Here is a 15,465-nt window from a genome sequence, read left to right as displayed (position 1 = left end):
CCGAGGGGACCCGGGCCGGCTTGGGGCGGCCCGGCGCTCGGCCCTTTGGGCGTCCCCGCAAGATCCCGGGATGTGGAAGCTCATTGCACCTGCTCCACCAGCTGGAAGATCGGCAGGTACATGAGCACGATGATGCCGCCGATGAGGACGCCCATGATCAGCATCAGGGCGGGGTTGAGGGCGCGGCTGAGGAAGTCGGTGAGGCGCACGGCTTCCTCGTCGTGGAAGGCGGCGGCGCGCTCCAGCATGGCGGCGAGTTCGCCGCTGCGCTCGCCCACGCGCACCATGCGGCGCGCCACGGGCGTGGCCAGGCCTTGCGCCTCCAGGGCTTCGGAAAAGCGCTGGCCCTCGCCCACGGCCGTGGCCAGGCGGGCGACGGCGTCCTGCCAGGGCAGGGCCATCAGGGGCTGCACGATCTTCAGGGCCTGCAGGGCCGGCACGCCCGCGGCCAGCAGCATGGCCAGGCTGCGGTAGAAGCGGGCCAGGGCCAGCACGCGCAGGCGCGGGCCGACGGCGGGCAGGGTCCACAGCCGGGCCTGCAGCGCCGCACGCACGGGCGCCGAGCGCAGGGCCAGGACCGCAGCCAGCAGCGCGCCGCCCAGGCTCAGGGCCACGGCCAGGGGGTGCTCGCCCGCGAAGCGCCCGAAGTGCAGCAGGGCCAGGGAGCCCCAGGGCAGGTCCGAGCCCAGACCGTCCAGGATGCCGGCAAATCGAGGCAGCACGAAGAGCAGCAGGAAGAGGATCACCGCCGAGCCCACGCCCAGCAGCAGGGCCGGGTAGACGCAGGCGGCCACCAGGCGGTCGCGCAGCTGCTGCACCCAGGCCAGGTAGCGCCCGTGCTGGGCCAGGGCCGGGGCCAGCTGGCCGCTGCGTTCGTTGGCGGCGACCAGGGCGCAGATCAGCTCGTCGAAGGCTTGCGGCTGGGCGCGCAGGGCCGCACTGAGCGGCTGGCCGGCCTTCAGCGCCTGCACCACGCCGGCCAGCGCCGCGCGCACGCCGGGCTGGGCTTCCTTCTCGCTCAGGGTCTCCAGAGCCTCGACCAGGGAAACCCCGGCGCCCAGCAGCACCGCCAGCTCCTGGCTGAACAGCTGCAGCGGGAAGCGCCTTCCAGCGGGAGCCGACGCCGTTGCGGACACCTCGGCGACTTCCTCCACGGACAGGATGCGCTGCGGGCTCACCCCCAGCAGCCCGGCCAGGGCCTGGCGGTCCGGAGCCTGCAGGCGGGCCTGCTGCAGGCCGGCCTGCTCAGGCTGGTAGCGGACGATGTAGTCGGGCATGGTCAAACGCGGTCGGCCGGGGGCTCATCACCAGCTGGTGATGTCGGCGTCCTCGCCTTCGCCGCCGGGCCGGCCGTCATGACCGAAGGAGAGCAGGTCGTACTCGCCGTGCTCGCCGGGTGCCTTGTACTGGTAGGCCTGGCCCCACGGGTCCTTGGGGACGGCCTTGGCCAGATAGGGGCCGGCCCAGCGGGCTTCGTCCATGGGCTTCTCGCGCAGGGCCTGCAGGCCTTGCTCGGCGGAGGGGTAGTGGCCGGTGTCGATGCGGTACTGGTCCAGGGCCTTCTGCAGGGCGTCCAGCTGCGCGCGCGCCACCTTGACCTCGGACTTGCCGATCTGCCCGAAGAAGCGCGGCCCCACATAGCCCGCCAGCAGGCCGATGATGACCATCACCACCAGCAATTCAAGCAAGGTGAACCCACGTCCGGCGCGCGGGCGGCGGCAACGATTCATACAGTCCCTCATGTGATCTCGACCCCGCCCTGGCTCAGTGCCTGAGCGAGCCTCCCCGGCTCGGCCGTGGCATGGAGCCCGGCCGCTTTATGACAGATGCATTCGACAAGCGTTTGACAAGCGTTTGACAAGCGTTCGACAGGCCGCCCTGGGGCTGCGCCAAACGCTGAAGGCGGCAATTTGCCGCATCATGCCGCAGCGCACAACGGCGTTATCCAGCAAGGTGCGCGAGCGTACCCCTCAATCAGGGGACTGTCGACCCGCCGGCGTGAGATGCGCCCGAGGCCCGGAATGCCGAATGCCCTGATGCCTGCCGCGGCACGGAAACGGTGAAAATCAGCGCCGCCCTCTCCGCCTGCCGCCCGCTTGAAAGCCCACGCCCTCCGCTTCGCCACGCCCGCCCCCTTCCGCACGCAACTGCCTGCGGAACTGGCGGCCATGGCGGCGACGGCCCATGCTGGCGCAGCGCCCCGGGACCGCGGGGCGGTGCGGCGGCCGGGGCTCTCGCTGGCGCTGTCCCTCGCCCTGCATGCCTTCGTGCTGAGCCTGACCTTCGGTGGTCAGGGCCTGGGTCTGCCTGGACTGGGCCTGCCCTGGAGCGAGCAGCGCGTGGAGCCACCGCCGCTGCAGGTGCGGCTGAGCCTGCCGGCGGAGGCGGCGTCGGCCGCTGCGCCCCAGCCGGCGAGCTCACCCGCGGCGCTTGCCGCCCTGCCAGCGCGGCCCGCGCCGGACGAGGCGCCACCGGAGAAGCCGGCTCACCCGGCCGAGGTCCGCGAGGCGGTGCCCGCGGCCGTGCCGGCGCCAACCCCCGAGCCGCCGCCCGCGCGCCCGACGGAAGCGGCCACCCCCACGCAGCCGACCCGGCCCGAGCACCCTGCCCCGCCTCGCCCGTCCGCGCAGGCGGCTGCGGCCCGCCCCGCCGAAGCCGCCCCGGCGGAGCGCCGCGTGCTGACGATGGACGCCTCGCAGCCAGAGCGCTGGGTGGTGCCGGAAGCCGCCGCCGCCTCGGCACCGGAACCCACGCGACTGCCGCAGGAGGCGCCCTCGATCGACCCGGCCGAATCGAGTCGTGAGACCCAGGCCTTGCTGGCCCGCCAGGCGCTGAGCACGCCAAGAGAGGCTCCCCCCACGGCGACGGCAGCACCGCGCGAGCCCCAGCCCCCGGCTGAGGAGGCGCTGGAGCTGCAGCGCCTGCTCCAGCGCTCGCTGGCGCAGCAGGCCCTCGCCCAGCGCGAGACCGGACGCCAGGCCGCGCAGGCCCAGGCCACGGATCAAGCCCAGCGCCAGGCCGACAGCGCTGCCGCCGAGTCCGCGCGCCAGGAAGCCAGCCGCCTGGCCGCCCGGGCCGAGTCGCAACGTCAGGACACGGCCCGGGCCGAGGCCCTGCGTGCGAAGGCAGCCGAGATGGCAGACGCCGCCCGCCAGGAACTGGCGCGCCGCGAGGCTGCCCGCGCCGCCAGCGAGGCCGCCAAGCTGGACGCCGAGCGCCAGGCCGCCGCGCGCGTGGCGGCCGCGCAGGCCGAGGCGGCGCGCGCCGAAGCCGCCCGGGCTGAAGCGGCGCGGCAGGCGGCTGAGCGGGCCGAGACAGCGCGGGCCGAGGCAGCACGCGTGGAGGCGGCGCGTCAGGAAGCGCAACGCGCCGAGGCCGCCCGTGCCGAAACAGCGCGGCAGGAGGCGGCACGGCAGGAAGCAGCCCGCGCCGAAGCCGCACGCCAGGAAGCGCAGCGTGCCGAGGCAGCACGCGAGGCGGAGCGGCTGGAAGGCGAGCGCCAGGCGGCGGCACGCCAGGAGGCCGCTCGACAAGCCGCTGCGCAGGCCGCAGCACAAGCCGCGGCCCAGGCTGCGGCACAGGCAGCCGCGAGGACCGCCCAGCAGGAAGCCGCCGAACGCCGCGAGGCCCGCCTGCGCGAGATCGGCCGGCAGCTGGATGAGGAGCGTGCCCAGCGCGACGCCGCGGCCGCCTCCGCCCGGCAGTCCAAGGACCTGCCCTATGCCAGCAGCCAGCGCCGCGGCCGCCTGATGGGCCGCAGCGATCCCAATCCGGACCTGGTGGCCTACGGCGAGACCTGGGCCCGCAAGATCCAGCTGGACGCCATGGGCTTCGAGCGCCTGCGCGAGCTGCTGCGCCAGCCCCATTTCGATGCGCTGGTGACCGTGGCCGTGCGGGCGGACGGCTCGGTGGAGTCGGTCAGCTTCGTGCGCTCCAGCGGCTCGCCGGCGCTGGACGCCGCCATCGAGCGCACCGTCCGTGACCTGGCCGTCTACCCGCCCTTCCCGCCGGCCCTGGCCAAGGACTACGACGTGATCGAGATCCGGCGCAGCTGGCACTTCGACACCGCCATCCGCCTGTACTGAGCAGGCCCCACAAGGCACACAGCCCCGGCACCGCGAAGGGCGCCGGGGCTGTCAGGGTCCGCAGACCTCGATCAGCGCAGGATCAACGCAGCTTGTAGTTCAGGCTGACGAAGAAGTTGCGGCCGCGCGGGTCGGTGTAGGTCGGGTCGAAGGTGGAGAGGAAGTAGTAGGACTGGTTGGAGAAGGGCGGCGCCGTGTTCAGCAGGTTCTGGATGCCGGCGCGCACGCTGAGGCGCTCATTGAAGCGGTAGCTGCCGCTGAGGTCCCACAGCGAGTAGGCCTTGACCTGGCGGGGCTCGGTGCCGGGCAGGTAGCTGTCATCGGTGTAGGCGGAGAAGTAGCTGTTGGCCAGGGTCAGGGAAAGCGGGCCGAAGTCCCAGTCCGCCGAGATGCGGTGGCGCCAGCGCTGGATGACCTGGTCCTGCAGGAAGCGGCCGGCGTTCTCCAGGTAGGGCTCGGCGCTGCCGAACTGGCGCTGGTAGTGCATCACGTAGGTGCCGCTGAAGTTCAGGCCGAAGCGGCCCATGTCGGTCGCGGCGGAGCGCCAGCGGGCTTCCAGGTCGATGCCGGAGGTCTTGAGGCCGCCCTGGTTCTCCTTCCTGAGGATCAGGGTGGGGTAGTCATCGGCCGGGTCGCGCTTGATGTAGGAGGCGTAGCGCTCGGCATTCTCCAGGATGATCTTGCCGGAGAGATCGCTGATCACGTCGGTCTTGCGGATCTGCCAGTAGTCCACGCTGACCAGGCTGGTGCTGCTGGGCTCGAAGGCGATGCCAAGGGAGAACTGCTTGCTCTTCTCGGGCTTCAGGTCGGGGTTGGCCACCTTCTCGGTGGGGTACTGGTCGAAGGCGTCAAAGACGGCGTCATACAGGAAGGCCGGGCTGGTGCCGTAGGTGGCCGGGCGGTAGAGCTCGCTGAAGGTCGGGGCGCGGAAGCCGGTGCCTGCCGAGCCGCGGATCACCACGGTCTTGCTGGGCTGGTAGCGCAGGCCCAGCTTGGGGTTCACCGAGCTGCCCACCTTCTCGTAGTGGTCGGCGCGCACGGCCGCCTGCAGCTCCAGCTGCTTGCTCACCGGGGCGCTCAGCTCGGCATAGGCGGAGGTGATGTTGCGGCCGTAGTTCGTGGCCTCGGGCGCGGGGCTGGTGCCGGTGCTGTCACGGTCGCCGCCGATGTTGTTGCTGATCAGCAGGGCCGAGGGCGTGAAGCGCTGGGTCTCGCGGCGCAGCTCGGCGCCCACGGCCAGGCCCAGGTCGCCGCCTTCCAGCTGTGCAAGGCTGCCGGTGAGCTTGAAGTCCAGGCCCGAGGTCGTGCCCTCGCTGCGGCGGGCCACATCGTCCACGCGCAGGGACTCGATCAGGCCGCGGCTCGATTCCGGCGAGGGCCCGAAGGGGTTGATCTTGCCGGCGCGCACGGCGTCCAGCAGCTCGTTGAACTTGAAGTAGCCGTCGACGTAGCGGTCCGCCACCTTGTTCTGCGCATGGCTCAGCGCGGCGGTGTAGTCCCAGTCGCCGAAGACGGTGCCGGTGGTGCCCACGACCACGCGGTTGGCGTCGCTGCGCACCTCGTTGGTCCGGTTGCCCAGCTCCTTGGCACGGAAGCGGATCTCGAAGGTCCGGCCATTGCTGACCGGCTTGGGCAGGAAGGCGTTGACGGCCGACCACGTCATGCCGCTGAGCGTGGTGGGATTGGGAGAGAGCACGTACTCGGTGTCCGCACGCGCCATCAGCACTTCGCCGAAGAGCTGGCGGCCCTCGCCGAGCTTCATCACGCCGCGGGTGAGGAAGGAGAGCTTGTCGGACTTGGGATAGATCTCGGTGTCGGCCATGTAGTCATAGCCGCAGGCCTCGGCGCCGATCTGGGTCGGCGCGTACACGGAGGCCGGCGGATTGCAGGCCGGCGCGAAGAGGTTCAGGGTGCGCTGCGTGTAGGGCTTGCCGTTGAAGGTGTAGCCGGCGGCGTTGATGGCGGCCAGCTGCTCGGCGCGCGCGCCCGCATTGCTGGCCAGGCGGATGTTGCCGGGGTAGGGGCGGCTGGAGAGGTAGTAGGGCACCGTCTCCGTCAGCGGTCGCTCCTGGATGAACTCGCGCTGGGTGGAGCGCAGGGCGTCCAGGGCCTGCACATCCAGCGTGGCGAAGACGTTGTAGCCGTCGCGCTGCAGGTCACCGCTGCCGCCGCTGATCGTGAAGGTGCGCTTGCCGGCGCCGCCTTCCTGCGTGCCGGAGGCATAGGCGGCCAGGTCGATGCCGCTGTAGTCCTGGCGGGTGATGAAGTTGATCACGCCGCCGATGGCGTCGGTGCCGTAGATGGCGGAGGCGCCGTCCTTCAGCACCTCCACGCGCTGAATGGCGCCGGCAGGGATGCTGTTGAGGTCCACGCCGGCCGCGTCGCCCGGCGAGGCGAAGTTGGCGAGACGCCGGCCGTTGAGCAGCACCAGGGTCGAGGACACGCCCACGCCGCGCAGGTTGGCGCCGTTGAAGCCGCGCTGGCCGCCGGTGTTGTCGGAGATGGAAGCGCCGTCGCCCAGGTTGGCCGCGGCGGCGCTGATGTTCTTGAGCAGCTCGGCTGCGGTGGTCACGCCGGCTTTGGCGATCTCCTCGCGCTTGATGGTCTGCACCGGCAGGGCCTGCTCGCCCTCCAGTCGCTTGATGCTGGAGCCGGTGATCTCCACGCGCTCCAGCTTGGGCGCGGCTTCCTGGGCCTGCGCCAGCAGCGCAGGGGCGGTCAGCGCGAGGCAGGCGGCGCGGGCCATCAGGGTCAGGGACGGTTTGCTTGCACGGGTCATGAGAACCTCAAGAGAGAGAAGGAGGATGAGCCAGGGAGGAGGGCTGGGATTCACTCTAGGGACGGCACTCATGACTTGCCTATGGGGTTTTGGCGCGCCGGTCGCTTGCAGGCAAATGCCTGTCGCTTCCGGACAAGCCGGCGTCAGGCCCGCCCCACGCGGGCCGCAGGCTCTTGCGATGAAGCGACATGCACTTGCGTGGAAGGCGCAAGCAGGCCCTGAACGGGGCGCAACCCGCTGGCCCGGCGGCGGTCGTCCTGACAAGATGAAGCCATGCAACGCCTTCGACTCCTCCTGTGCACCGGCAGCCTGCTGTGCACGACCCTGGCCCAGGCCGGCACCGCCATCGTGATCGGCGGCGCACTGCGCCAGGACAACCCCACGGTCTGGCAGCGCGTGGTCCGCGAGGCCGGTGGCCCTGGCGCGCGCATCGCCGTCTTCGCCACTGCCGCGGCCAACCCCGAGCGCAGCGCGCAGCAGATCATCACGGCCCTGCAGCGCGAGGGCGCGGACGCCCGCTTCATCCCCGTCGCCCCGCGCCTGCCGGGCGAGGACCTGCAGGCGCGGCTCAACGACCCCGCGCTGATCGAGCAGGTGCGCAGCAGCCAGGGCGTCTTCTTCTCGGGCGGCGCGCAGGAGCTGATCGTGGACACCCTGCAGCCCGCCGGCCAGCCAAGCCCCATGCTGCGCGCCATCCACGAGGTCGTCGACCGCGGCGGCGTGGTGGCCGGCACCAGCGCTGGTGCGGCCATCATGAGCCGCATGATGTTCCGCGATGCGCAGGACAACCTGAGCATCCTGCGCGGCCAGTGGCGCGAGGGCCGCGAGTACGACCGCGGCCTGGGCTTCGTCGGCCCCGATCTCTTCATCGACCAGCACTTCCTCAAGCGCGGTCGCATCGGGCGCCTCCTGCCGGCCATGCAACGTCTCGGTTATCGGCTGGGACTGGGCGTGGAGGAGAACTCTGCCGCGGTGATCAAGGACCGCCAGATCGAGGTCATCGGCGCCCGCGGCGCGCTGCTGGTGGACCTGCGCGAGGCCCGCAGCGACGCACGGCTGCCCGCCTTCAATGTGCGCGGCGCGCGCCTGAGCTACCTGGACAGCGGCGACCGCTACGACCTCGCCACCCATCAGGCAACACCTGCCCCCCACAAGCTGCGCGAGCCCCGCATCGACCCCGCCGCCAGCGACTACAAGCCCTACCTGCCCCGCGGCCACTTCTTCGGCGACATCCTCGGTGACGGTGCCATCGTCAGCGCCATGGCCCAGCTGCTGGACAGCCCGGCGGATGAGGTGCGCGGGCTGGCCTACGAACCCGTGCCCGGCGCGCGAGGCCGCGCTTCACGCCTGGGCTTCGAGTTCCGGCTCTACAAGTCACCAGGCCTCCAAGGCTGGTTCAGCGGCGCGCTGGGCGGCGAGGACTACACCGTGCTCAATGCCCGGCTCGATGTGATCCCGGTGCAGCTTGCCCATCCGCTCTACACGCCGCTGCGACCCACGGCCATGCCAGCGTCCGCGCCCCACCCCTGACCCCCTGCCATCTCCAGCGCCGGCATCCCGCGCCGCGGGCTGCCGCCTGACCACGCCATGCTGACTCAACACCACCTCCTGCCCGCCGCGCACGCCGGCACCCAGCGCCAGCTGCGCAGCCTGCACTTCGGCGCAGGCCGCTCCGGGCGCAAGGCCTATCTGCAGGCCTCGCTCCACGCGGACGAGGTGCCGCCGCTGCTGGTGGCTCAGGCACTGATCCAGCGCTTGCAGGCCCTGGAGGCCGGCGGCGCCATCGAGGGCCGCATCGTGCTGGTGCCCCTGGCCAACCCGATCGGTCTGTCGCAAGACCTGCAGGGCAGTGCCCTGGGCCGCTTCGATCTGGCCACCGGGCTGAACTTCAACCGCCAGTTCCGGCACCTCGCGGACGACGTCGCCCGCGCCGTCGCGCCCCTGCTGGGGGCGGACCTGCAGGCGAACACCCGCCACATCCGCGAAGCGATGCGCCAGCAGCTGGGCCACTGGCAGCCGCAGACGGAGACGGAGGCCCTCAAGCGCCAGCTGCAGTGCCTGGCCCATGACGCCGACCTGGTGCTGGACCTGCACTGCGACAACCAGGCGGTGGTGCACCTCTACGTCGGCAGCGCGCAGGTCGAGGCCGCGCGGCCGCTGGCCGCCTACCTGGGCGCGCAGGCGCTGCTGCACACGCCGCTGGCGGGCGAGGAGCCCTTCGACGAGACGATGGCCCGCCTGTGGTGGGAGCTGGCCGCCCGCTTCGAGGGGCGCCACCCCATCGACCCGCTGGGCTGCGTGGGCGTGACCGTGGAGCTGCGCGGCGAGACCGACGTGAGCCAGGCCCTGGCCGAGCAGGACGCGCAAGGCCTGATCGCCTACCTGCAGCAGCAGGGCCACATCGCCGGCGAGCCGCCGCCCTCGCCCGCCGCCTGCGAGCCCACGCCGCTGGAGGCCGTCGAGCCGGTGACGGCGCCCTGCCCGGGCATCGTGGTCTTCGCCAAGGCGCCAGGGGACTGGGTGCTCAAGGGCGAGCTGGTGGCCGAGATCGTGGACCCCCTCACCGACCAGCGCACGCCCCTGCACGCCCGCGCCAGCGGCCGCTGCTTCGCCCGCACCGCACGCCGCTACGCCAGCCGCGGCATGCGCCTGGCCAAGATCGCCGGCCACGAGGCCTACCGCAGCGGCAAGCTGCTGTCCCTGTGAATCGCGCCATGAAGCTCAGACTCCCCAACACCTATGTGCTGCTTGTCAGCCTGCTGGCCCTCATCGCGCTGGCGACGTGGATCGTGCCCGGCGGCCGCTTCGAGACGGCCCTGGTCAACGGCAAGACGCTGATCGTCCCCGGCACCTTCCACCTGGTCGAGGCGCGGCCGCAGGGCTTCGCGGCCTTCCTCACCGCGCCAATCAAGGGCTTCGTGGAAGCGGCGCTGATCATCGGCTTCGTGCTGGTCGTGGGCGGTGCCTTCGCGGTGCTGCAGAAGACCGAGGCCATCGATGCGCTGATCAAGTCCGTCGCCCGGGCCCACCAGCGCTCGGCCCTGGTGCGGGCCCTGGTGATCCCGGTCTTCGTCACCCTGTTCTCGCTGGGCGGCGCGAGCTTCGGCATGGCCGAGGAGGCGATCCCCTTCGTGCTGATCTTCATCCCCCTGGCCCTGGCCCTGAAGCTGGACACGCTCACCGGCGTGGCCATCCCCTTCGTGGGCTCGCAGATCGGCTTTGCCACGGCCTTCCTCAATCCCTTCAACGTGGGCGTGGCCCAGGGCATCGCGGGCGTGCCCATGTTCTCGGGCCTGGGCTACCGCGCGCTGTGCTGGGCGCTGGCGACGGGCCTCACCATCGCCTTCCTGCAGTGGTGGGCGGCGCGCATCCGGCGCGACCCCACACTGAGCCCGACGTATGAAGCCGACCAGGCCCGCCGCGCCGAGATGGACCTGGCCGCCTTCGAGCAGTTCGCCGGCATGACGCGGCGCCACAAGACTGTGCTGGCCCTGTTCGCCGGCTCGCTGCTGGTGATGATTGGCGGCGTGGTGCGCCTGGGCTGGTACATCGAGGAGATCGCCGCGCTGTTCCTGGTGATGGCCGTGAGCGTGGGCCTGGTGGCGCGGCTCTCGGCCGACGAGTTCATGGCCGCCTTCCTGCACGGCGCGCGGGACCTCGTCGGCACGGCGCTGGTGATTGCGCTGGCCAAGGGCACGGTGATCCTGTTGCGCGAGGGCCAGATCATCGACACCCTGCTCAACGCCCTGGCCCCGCTGGTGGCCTCGGAGCAGCCGGTGTTCGCGGCGCACAAGATGTTCCTGATCCAGTCGGTGGTCAACTTCTTCATCCACTCCGGCACAGGACAGGCGGCGCTGACCATGCCCATCATGGCCCCGCTGGCCGACCTGGTGGGCCTGACCCGCCAGACCGCCGTGCTGGCCTTCCAGCTGGGCGAGCTGACCACGCCCATCATCCCGACCTCCGGCATCACCGTGGGCGTGCTGGCCCTGGCGCGCCTGCCCCTGGGCACCTGGGTGCGCTGGATGCTGCCTCTGCAGGCCCTGTACCTGCTGATGGCCCTGCTGCTGCTGAGCTGGCCGGCGCTGCAGCGCTGGACTTGATTACAGTCAGGCCATGCCCCCCACCACCCGCGCCATCGGATGCCTGCTGCTGCCGGGCTTCCCCCTGCGCGCCCTGGGCGCCTGGGCGGACGGGCTGGCGGCGCTGAATGCCCAGCAGGGTCAGGTCTTGTATGCGCTGAGCATCCTGGCCCTGGACGAAGGGCCGGTCGTGGCCAGCAGCGGCGTGGCCGTGCACGGTCGCGTGCCCGCTGCGGCCGATCGCTGGCACACGGTGGTGGTCCTGGCCGGCGAACCCGGCGCGCCTGATGTCCGCCTGCAGGCCCTGCTGCAGGCCTGGGACCGGGACGGCGTGCTGCTGGGCGGCCTGGGCAGCGGCGCCGCCGCCCTCGCCGCGGCCGGCCTGCTGGACGGCCACCGGGCCTGCGCCGACTGGGCCTGGCTGGACCGCCTCGCGGCCCGGCATCCCCAGGTGGCCTGGTCGCAGGGCCTGTGGGACCTGACGCTGGCGCGGCGCCGCTTCAGTGCCACCTCCAGTGCGGCCACGGACCTGATCGGCGCCTGGGCGCACCAGCTGCATGGCGAGCCCGTGCAGCAGGAATGGCTGCTGGCCATGGACCTGCGCCACAGCCGTCCCGCCGAGGACCGGCAGCGGCGCGAGCATCTGGAAGCGCGCGATGTCGCCAACCCCAAGCTGGCCGAGGCCCTGGCGCTGATGGAGGCCAACCTCGCCGAGCCCCTGCCCACCGAGGAGGTGGCGCGGCTGGTGGGCGTTTCCCGCCGGCAGCTGGAGCGCCTGTTCAAGCAGCACCTGGACTCCCTGCCCTCGCGCCACTACCTGGCGCTGCGCCTGGACCGGGCCCAGCGCCTGCTCCAGCAGGGCACCCAATCGATCCTGCAGGTCGGGCTCAGCTGCGGCTTTGCCTCCGGCCCGCATTTCTCCAATGCCTACAAGGCCCATCACGGCCACACACCGCGCGAGGAGCGCAGCCGCCGTCCCGGCTGGCTGGCGCCCGCGCCCCAGGGAGACCTTTCATGAATGGCCTGGACCTTCAGGGCCTGCTGCTGCGCCCCGTCGCCCTCACCGACCTGCCCGACATGCTGCGCATGGCCGCCGCCAGTGCCGACGGCATCAGCTCCTTGCCCAACGACGAGGCGAAGCTGCGCGCCCGCATCGAGGCCTCGGTGCAGGCCTTCAGCAGCCCGGACGATGCCAGCGGCGAGGAGACCTACCTCTTCGTGCTGGAGGACCGCGCAGTCAACCACCCGTCGGGCCGCCTGGTGGGCTGCGCAGGCATCGCGGCGAGCGCGGGCTTCTTCGACCGCTTCTACAGCTACCGCAACGAGTTCGTCGTGCATGCCAGCGCCACGCTGGGCGTCTCGCAGCGCATGCACACCCTGCACCTGTGCCACGACCTCACCGGCGCCACGCTGCTGACCTCCTTCTTCCTTGAGCCCGGCTACGAGCCCACGGCGGCTGCGCAGCTGCTGTCGCGGGCGCGGCTGCTCTTCATCCAGGCCCATGCGCAGCGCTTCTCGGACCGCATCGCAGCGGAGAACCCCGGTGTCACCGATGCTCTGGGCCAGAGCCCCTTCTGGGACGCCGTCGGCCGCCAGTTCTTCGGCATGGACTATCCGCAGGCCGAGGCCGTGATCGGCGGGCGCAGCAAGGCGCTGATCGCGGACCTGATGCCGCCCTCTCCGATCCCCGTGGTGCTGCTGCCCGCCGCAGCGCAGCTGGCGCTGGGGCAGCTGCATCCGGTGGGCGAGGTGCCCTTCTCGGTGCTGATGGACGAGGGCTTCGACGCCGACACCTATGTCGACATCTTCGACGGCGGCCCCACCGTGGAGGCGCCGCTGGCCTCGCTGCGCAGCGTCCGCCACCACCGCCAGCACACCGTGCGGCCGGGCGCCGGGAGCGGGCCGCGGCGCTGGCATCTGGTGGTCCGGCCGGGCCGCGAGCACTTCGCGGCGGTGCTGGCCGAGATCGGCGAGAACCTGCATGCCGACGAGGTGCCGGCCCTGCAGCCGCGCGCCGGCGAGACCCTGCTGAGCACGCCCCTGTGGCCTGAGGAATCGTGATGACCGAGCTGATCGTTCAAACCCTGGACGAAGGCGTGGCCCTGAGCCTGCCCGAGGGCCGCGGCGGCCTGACCCTGGTGCCACGCCGGGGTCAGGTCTTGCCCCTGTACCACTTTCGCCTGGGCCGCGTCGTGCATGCTGCGCAGGAGCTGGGCCTGTTCCGCGTCCAGCAGACCCTGCTGCTGAGCAACGACCACACGGGCGACACCGAGCTCACCGGCCTGTGGCTCGACGAGCGCCTCGATGACGCGGAGCGCAGCCTCGCGCTGGAGGCCCTGGTGCAGGGCGCCCGCCAGTGGATCGCCCGGCACCGCGAGGCCTGCGGCGACTGGCTGGTCCTGGAGCTGCCCGGCTGGCGCAGGCCCGATGGCAGCTCGCCCTTCTGGGAGGCCCTGGGCGCACGCTTCTACCCGCATGACGCGGCCGCCGCGCAGGCGCGCTGGGGCAGCGCCTGGTGCAGCCACCTGGCCGCGCTGCTGCCCCGGCAGACGCTGTACCTCTCCTTCCTGGGCGAGGCCGCACAGCAGGCCTGCGCACAGACCGATGCCGCCCATGCCGCGCTCCTGCCCACGCTGCAGCGCCTGGGCTTCCTGCCGCCGCTGCAGGTGCGCATCGACGACGGCGGCCCGGTGCTGAGCTGCCCGCTGCCGCGCGGCTGAGACACCGCGCCGCTGCGGGTTGCCCCGCTCAGGACATTCCCGCAGGCGTCACAACGACGCAAGTCCGCGTCGCAAGAAGGCAAGGCGACGGCTTCACGGCGGTCACCGGCGTCCCTAAGGTCAGGGCCTGGGTTAGAGGCCCCGACCGGGGCCACCCTGGACCGTTGGGAATGCCATGAAGAAAAGCCAAAGACGCCTGGGCGCGGCGCTGTGCGCCGCCTTGCTGGGCCTGAGCGGGCCGGCGCTGGCCGGCAAGCTGTTCCTGTCCGGCGGCGCCTATGAGGACGGCAACACCGACCTCTTCGTCAACGGCCTGCGCAAGGCCACCGGCCGCGACGAGGGCTTCACGCCCAACATCAGCAGCACGGCCAACTGCGGCACGAACTGGGCCACGACCGTGTGCCCGCGCATTGCCGTCATCACCGCAGCGAAGGACAGCTACGCCACCGGCCTGGACGCCTTCCAGAACGACATCCCGGCCACCTCCACCAGCGCCCTCAAGCGCGGTTACTACAAGCTCTTCCAGACCCACGGCTTCTCCCCGAAGCACATCACGGCCCATGTGGACAACTACACGGTGCACGCCAGCAGCGGCACGCCGGAGGGCCAGGCCAATATCGCGCTGATCCAGCAGGCGGACGCGGTGTGGTTCGTCGGCGGCGACCAGGCCAAGATCATCCGCAGCTTCCTCACCGACAGCGGCGCCGACAACGCCCTGGCCGCCGCGCTGCGCGCTCGCTGGAACAACGGCAGCGGCAACATCGTCATCGCCGGGGACTCCGCCGGCAACCATGCGCTGAACGTGCGCATGCATGCGGCCGGGGTCAGCTATGGCTACCTCTACTTCGGCGCGGACCTGCAGGACAAGGCCGTCACCGACTGGCAGACCCTGGGCGACACGCGCGACGGCACCGCCGCGCTGCGCTACCTGGAGAACGGCGCCACCATGAAGGGCCTGGGCTTCCTGCCCGCCGGCCTGCTCAGCGACACCCATTTCGACAGCCGCTCCGGCCGCCTGGGCCGCCTGGCCGCGGCCCTGCGCCACATGGGCGTGCAGCAGGGCCTGGGCGTGGACGAGAACACCGGCGTGCTGGTCGACACCTCGGCGCAGACGGCCACCGTCTACGGCGCCAACCGCCTGCTGATCGTGGACACGGCCAATGCCAGCGTGCAGGCCGGCACCTACTACAAGGTCAACGGCCTGCGGGTGAGCCTGCTGACGCCGGGCGACCGCTACACCTATTCCAGCAAGACGGTGATCAGCAGCAAGAGCGCCATCGGCTCGCCCTACTACAGCAGCTACTACGACTCGGCCGACATCTTCGCCGCGCTGGAGACCTCCAGGTCCCTCACCCGGCTGGTCGACCAGTCGCCCAGCACCAATATCGGCAGCGCGCCGGTGCCCGTCTACAGCAGCGGCCCGCAATACCCCGGCGCCAGCCCGGTGATCAAGCTGCGCTTCACCCGCGATGCCAGCACCCGCGGCTACTACGGCGGCGGGCGCTACACCGTGGACAAGGCCAAGGTGGACATCTACTGAGGCCGGTGGGGCACGGCCTAGAGGACCACCGCCAGGGCCGTGCCCAGTCCCAGCGCGCCGCTGCAGACCCCGAGCAGCGCCACATCGCGCCGCTCGTTGCCCATGCGCCAGGCCTGCAGCGTGACGCCCAGCAGGGCCAGGGTCAGCACACCGAGGATCAGGGTGGGGGTGTCGAAGGAGAGGGTGTCCATGGTTTGAAGTCGTCAGGGTTCAGGGGAAGGGGCGTCCGCGCGCTGCCGTTCACTGCATGGTGCAGGCG

At 71.7% G+C, this 15,465-nt stretch carries 12 protein-coding genes; 8 read left to right on the top strand and 4 right to left on the bottom strand.

Annotated features, from left to right (window positions below):
- Positions 1-80: 80 nt before the first annotated feature.
- Together O9Y01_RS07355 and gspG are read right to left on the bottom strand one after the other, a co-directional pair.
- A complete protein-coding gene (locus O9Y01_RS07355) occupies positions 81-1,277 on the bottom strand; it encodes a type II secretion system F family protein (RefSeq protein WP_269630883.1) in 1,197 nt (398 codons plus the stop codon).
- A gap of 27 nt (positions 1,278-1,304) precedes the next feature.
- Entirely contained in the window at positions 1,305-1,730 is a 426-nt protein-coding gene (gene gspG / locus O9Y01_RS07350) for a type II secretion system major pseudopilin GspG (RefSeq protein ID WP_269630882.1), read from the bottom strand.
- Between the two features lie 366 nt (positions 1,731-2,096).
- Between gspG and O9Y01_RS07345 the strand changes: the two genes are divergently transcribed.
- Positions 2,097-4,085 (top strand): TonB family protein, encoded by a 1,989-nt coding sequence (locus tag O9Y01_RS07345; protein WP_269630881.1) that lies wholly within the window; start codon positions 2,097-2,099, stop codon positions 4,083-4,085.
- Positions 4,086-4,167: 82 nt separating this feature from the next.
- Here the strand turns inward: O9Y01_RS07345 and O9Y01_RS07340 are convergent, their stop codons facing one another.
- Positions 4,168-6,864: a TonB-dependent receptor gene (locus tag O9Y01_RS07340; RefSeq protein ID WP_269630880.1), complete on the bottom strand. Its 2,697-nt coding sequence runs from the start codon at positions 6,862-6,864 to the stop codon at positions 4,168-4,170.
- A 273-nt stretch (positions 6,865-7,137) separates the two neighbouring features.
- Between O9Y01_RS07340 and O9Y01_RS07335 the strand changes: the two genes are divergently transcribed.
- From O9Y01_RS07335 to O9Y01_RS07305, 7 genes are all read left to right on the top strand, one after another.
- Entirely contained in the window at positions 7,138-8,394 is a 1,257-nt protein-coding gene (locus tag O9Y01_RS07335; RefSeq protein ID WP_269630879.1) for a cyanophycinase, read from the top strand.
- Between the two features lie 57 nt (positions 8,395-8,451).
- Positions 8,452-9,570: a succinylglutamate desuccinylase/aspartoacylase family protein gene (locus O9Y01_RS07330; protein ID WP_269630878.1), complete on the top strand. Its 1,119-nt coding sequence runs from the start codon at positions 8,452-8,454 to the stop codon at positions 9,568-9,570.
- An 8-nt stretch (positions 9,571-9,578) separates the two neighbouring features.
- Positions 9,579-10,967, top strand: a complete 1,389-nt coding sequence (locus O9Y01_RS07325) for a YfcC family protein (RefSeq protein WP_269630877.1) — start codon at positions 9,579-9,581, stop codon at positions 10,965-10,967.
- A 13-nt stretch (positions 10,968-10,980) separates the two neighbouring features.
- The gene (locus tag O9Y01_RS07320; protein ID WP_269630876.1) at positions 10,981-11,964 is read left to right on the top strand and encodes a GlxA family transcriptional regulator; all 984 of its coding nucleotides are present in this window, start codon (positions 10,981-10,983) and stop codon (positions 11,962-11,964) included.
- The gene (locus O9Y01_RS07315) at positions 11,961-13,007 is read left to right on the top strand and encodes an arginine N-succinyltransferase (RefSeq protein WP_269630875.1); all 1,047 of its coding nucleotides are present in this window, start codon (positions 11,961-11,963) and stop codon (positions 13,005-13,007) included. The genes O9Y01_RS07320 and O9Y01_RS07315 overlap by 4 nt, the downstream gene beginning before the upstream one ends.
- Positions 13,007-13,666 carry an arginine N-succinyltransferase gene (locus O9Y01_RS07310; protein ID WP_269630874.1) on the top strand — a complete coding sequence of 220 codons (660 nt, stop codon included), beginning with the start codon at positions 13,007-13,009 and terminating at the stop codon, positions 13,664-13,666. Before O9Y01_RS07315 ends, O9Y01_RS07310 begins: the two co-directional genes overlap by 1 nt.
- Positions 13,667-13,841: 175 nt before the next feature.
- Complete coding sequence (locus O9Y01_RS07305; RefSeq protein WP_269630873.1) at positions 13,842-15,206, top strand: cyanophycinase; 1,365 nt, start codon at positions 13,842-13,844, stop codon at positions 15,204-15,206.
- A 17-nt stretch (positions 15,207-15,223) separates the two neighbouring features.
- On the opposite strand, the gene O9Y01_RS07300 is transcribed toward O9Y01_RS07305, so the two are convergent.
- Positions 15,224-15,397 (bottom strand): hypothetical protein, encoded by a 174-nt coding sequence (locus O9Y01_RS07300; protein WP_269630872.1) that lies wholly within the window; start codon positions 15,395-15,397, stop codon positions 15,224-15,226.
- Positions 15,398-15,465: the final 68 nt, after the last annotated feature.

The organism is Pelomonas sp. BJYL3 (assembly GCF_027257975.1).
Lineage (GTDB): Bacteria > Pseudomonadota > Gammaproteobacteria > Burkholderiales > Burkholderiaceae_C > Roseateles_B > Roseateles_B flavus.
Note: the sequence above shows the minus strand (reverse complement) of the source record. Positions and strands in the feature narration are given on the sequence as shown.

Bases quoted from the DNA above. Each gene is read 5' to 3' on its own strand.
- O9Y01_RS07310 (WP_269630874.1), top strand. From the start codon at position 13,007: ATGACCGAGCTGATCGTTCAAACCCTGGACGAAGGCGTGGCCCTGAGC.
- O9Y01_RS07320 (WP_269630876.1), top strand. From the start codon at position 10,981: ATGCCCCCCACCACCCGCGCCATCGGATGCCTGCTGCTGCCGGGCTTC.
- O9Y01_RS07335 (WP_269630879.1), top strand. From the start codon at position 7,138: ATGCAACGCCTTCGACTCCTCCTGTGCACCGGCAGCCTGCTGTGCACG.
- O9Y01_RS07355 (WP_269630883.1), bottom strand. From the start codon at position 1,277: ATGCCCGACTACATCGTCCGCTACCAGCCTGAGCAGGCCGGCCTGCAG.
- O9Y01_RS07315 (WP_269630875.1), top strand. From the start codon at position 11,961: ATGAATGGCCTGGACCTTCAGGGCCTGCTGCTGCGCCCCGTCGCCCTC.
- O9Y01_RS07340 (WP_269630880.1), bottom strand. From the start codon at position 6,864: ATGACCCGTGCAAGCAAACCGTCCCTGACCCTGATGGCCCGCGCCGCC.
- O9Y01_RS07330 (WP_269630878.1), top strand. From the start codon at position 8,452: ATGCTGACTCAACACCACCTCCTGCCCGCCGCGCACGCCGGCACCCAG.
- O9Y01_RS07305 (WP_269630873.1), top strand. From the start codon at position 13,842: ATGAAGAAAAGCCAAAGACGCCTGGGCGCGGCGCTGTGCGCCGCCTTG.
- gspG (WP_269630882.1), bottom strand. From the start codon at position 1,730: ATGAATCGTTGCCGCCGCCCGCGCGCCGGACGTGGGTTCACCTTGCTT.
- O9Y01_RS07325 (WP_269630877.1), top strand. From the start codon at position 9,579: ATGAAGCTCAGACTCCCCAACACCTATGTGCTGCTTGTCAGCCTGCTG.
- O9Y01_RS07300 (WP_269630872.1), bottom strand. From the start codon at position 15,397: ATGGACACCCTCTCCTTCGACACCCCCACCCTGATCCTCGGTGTGCTG.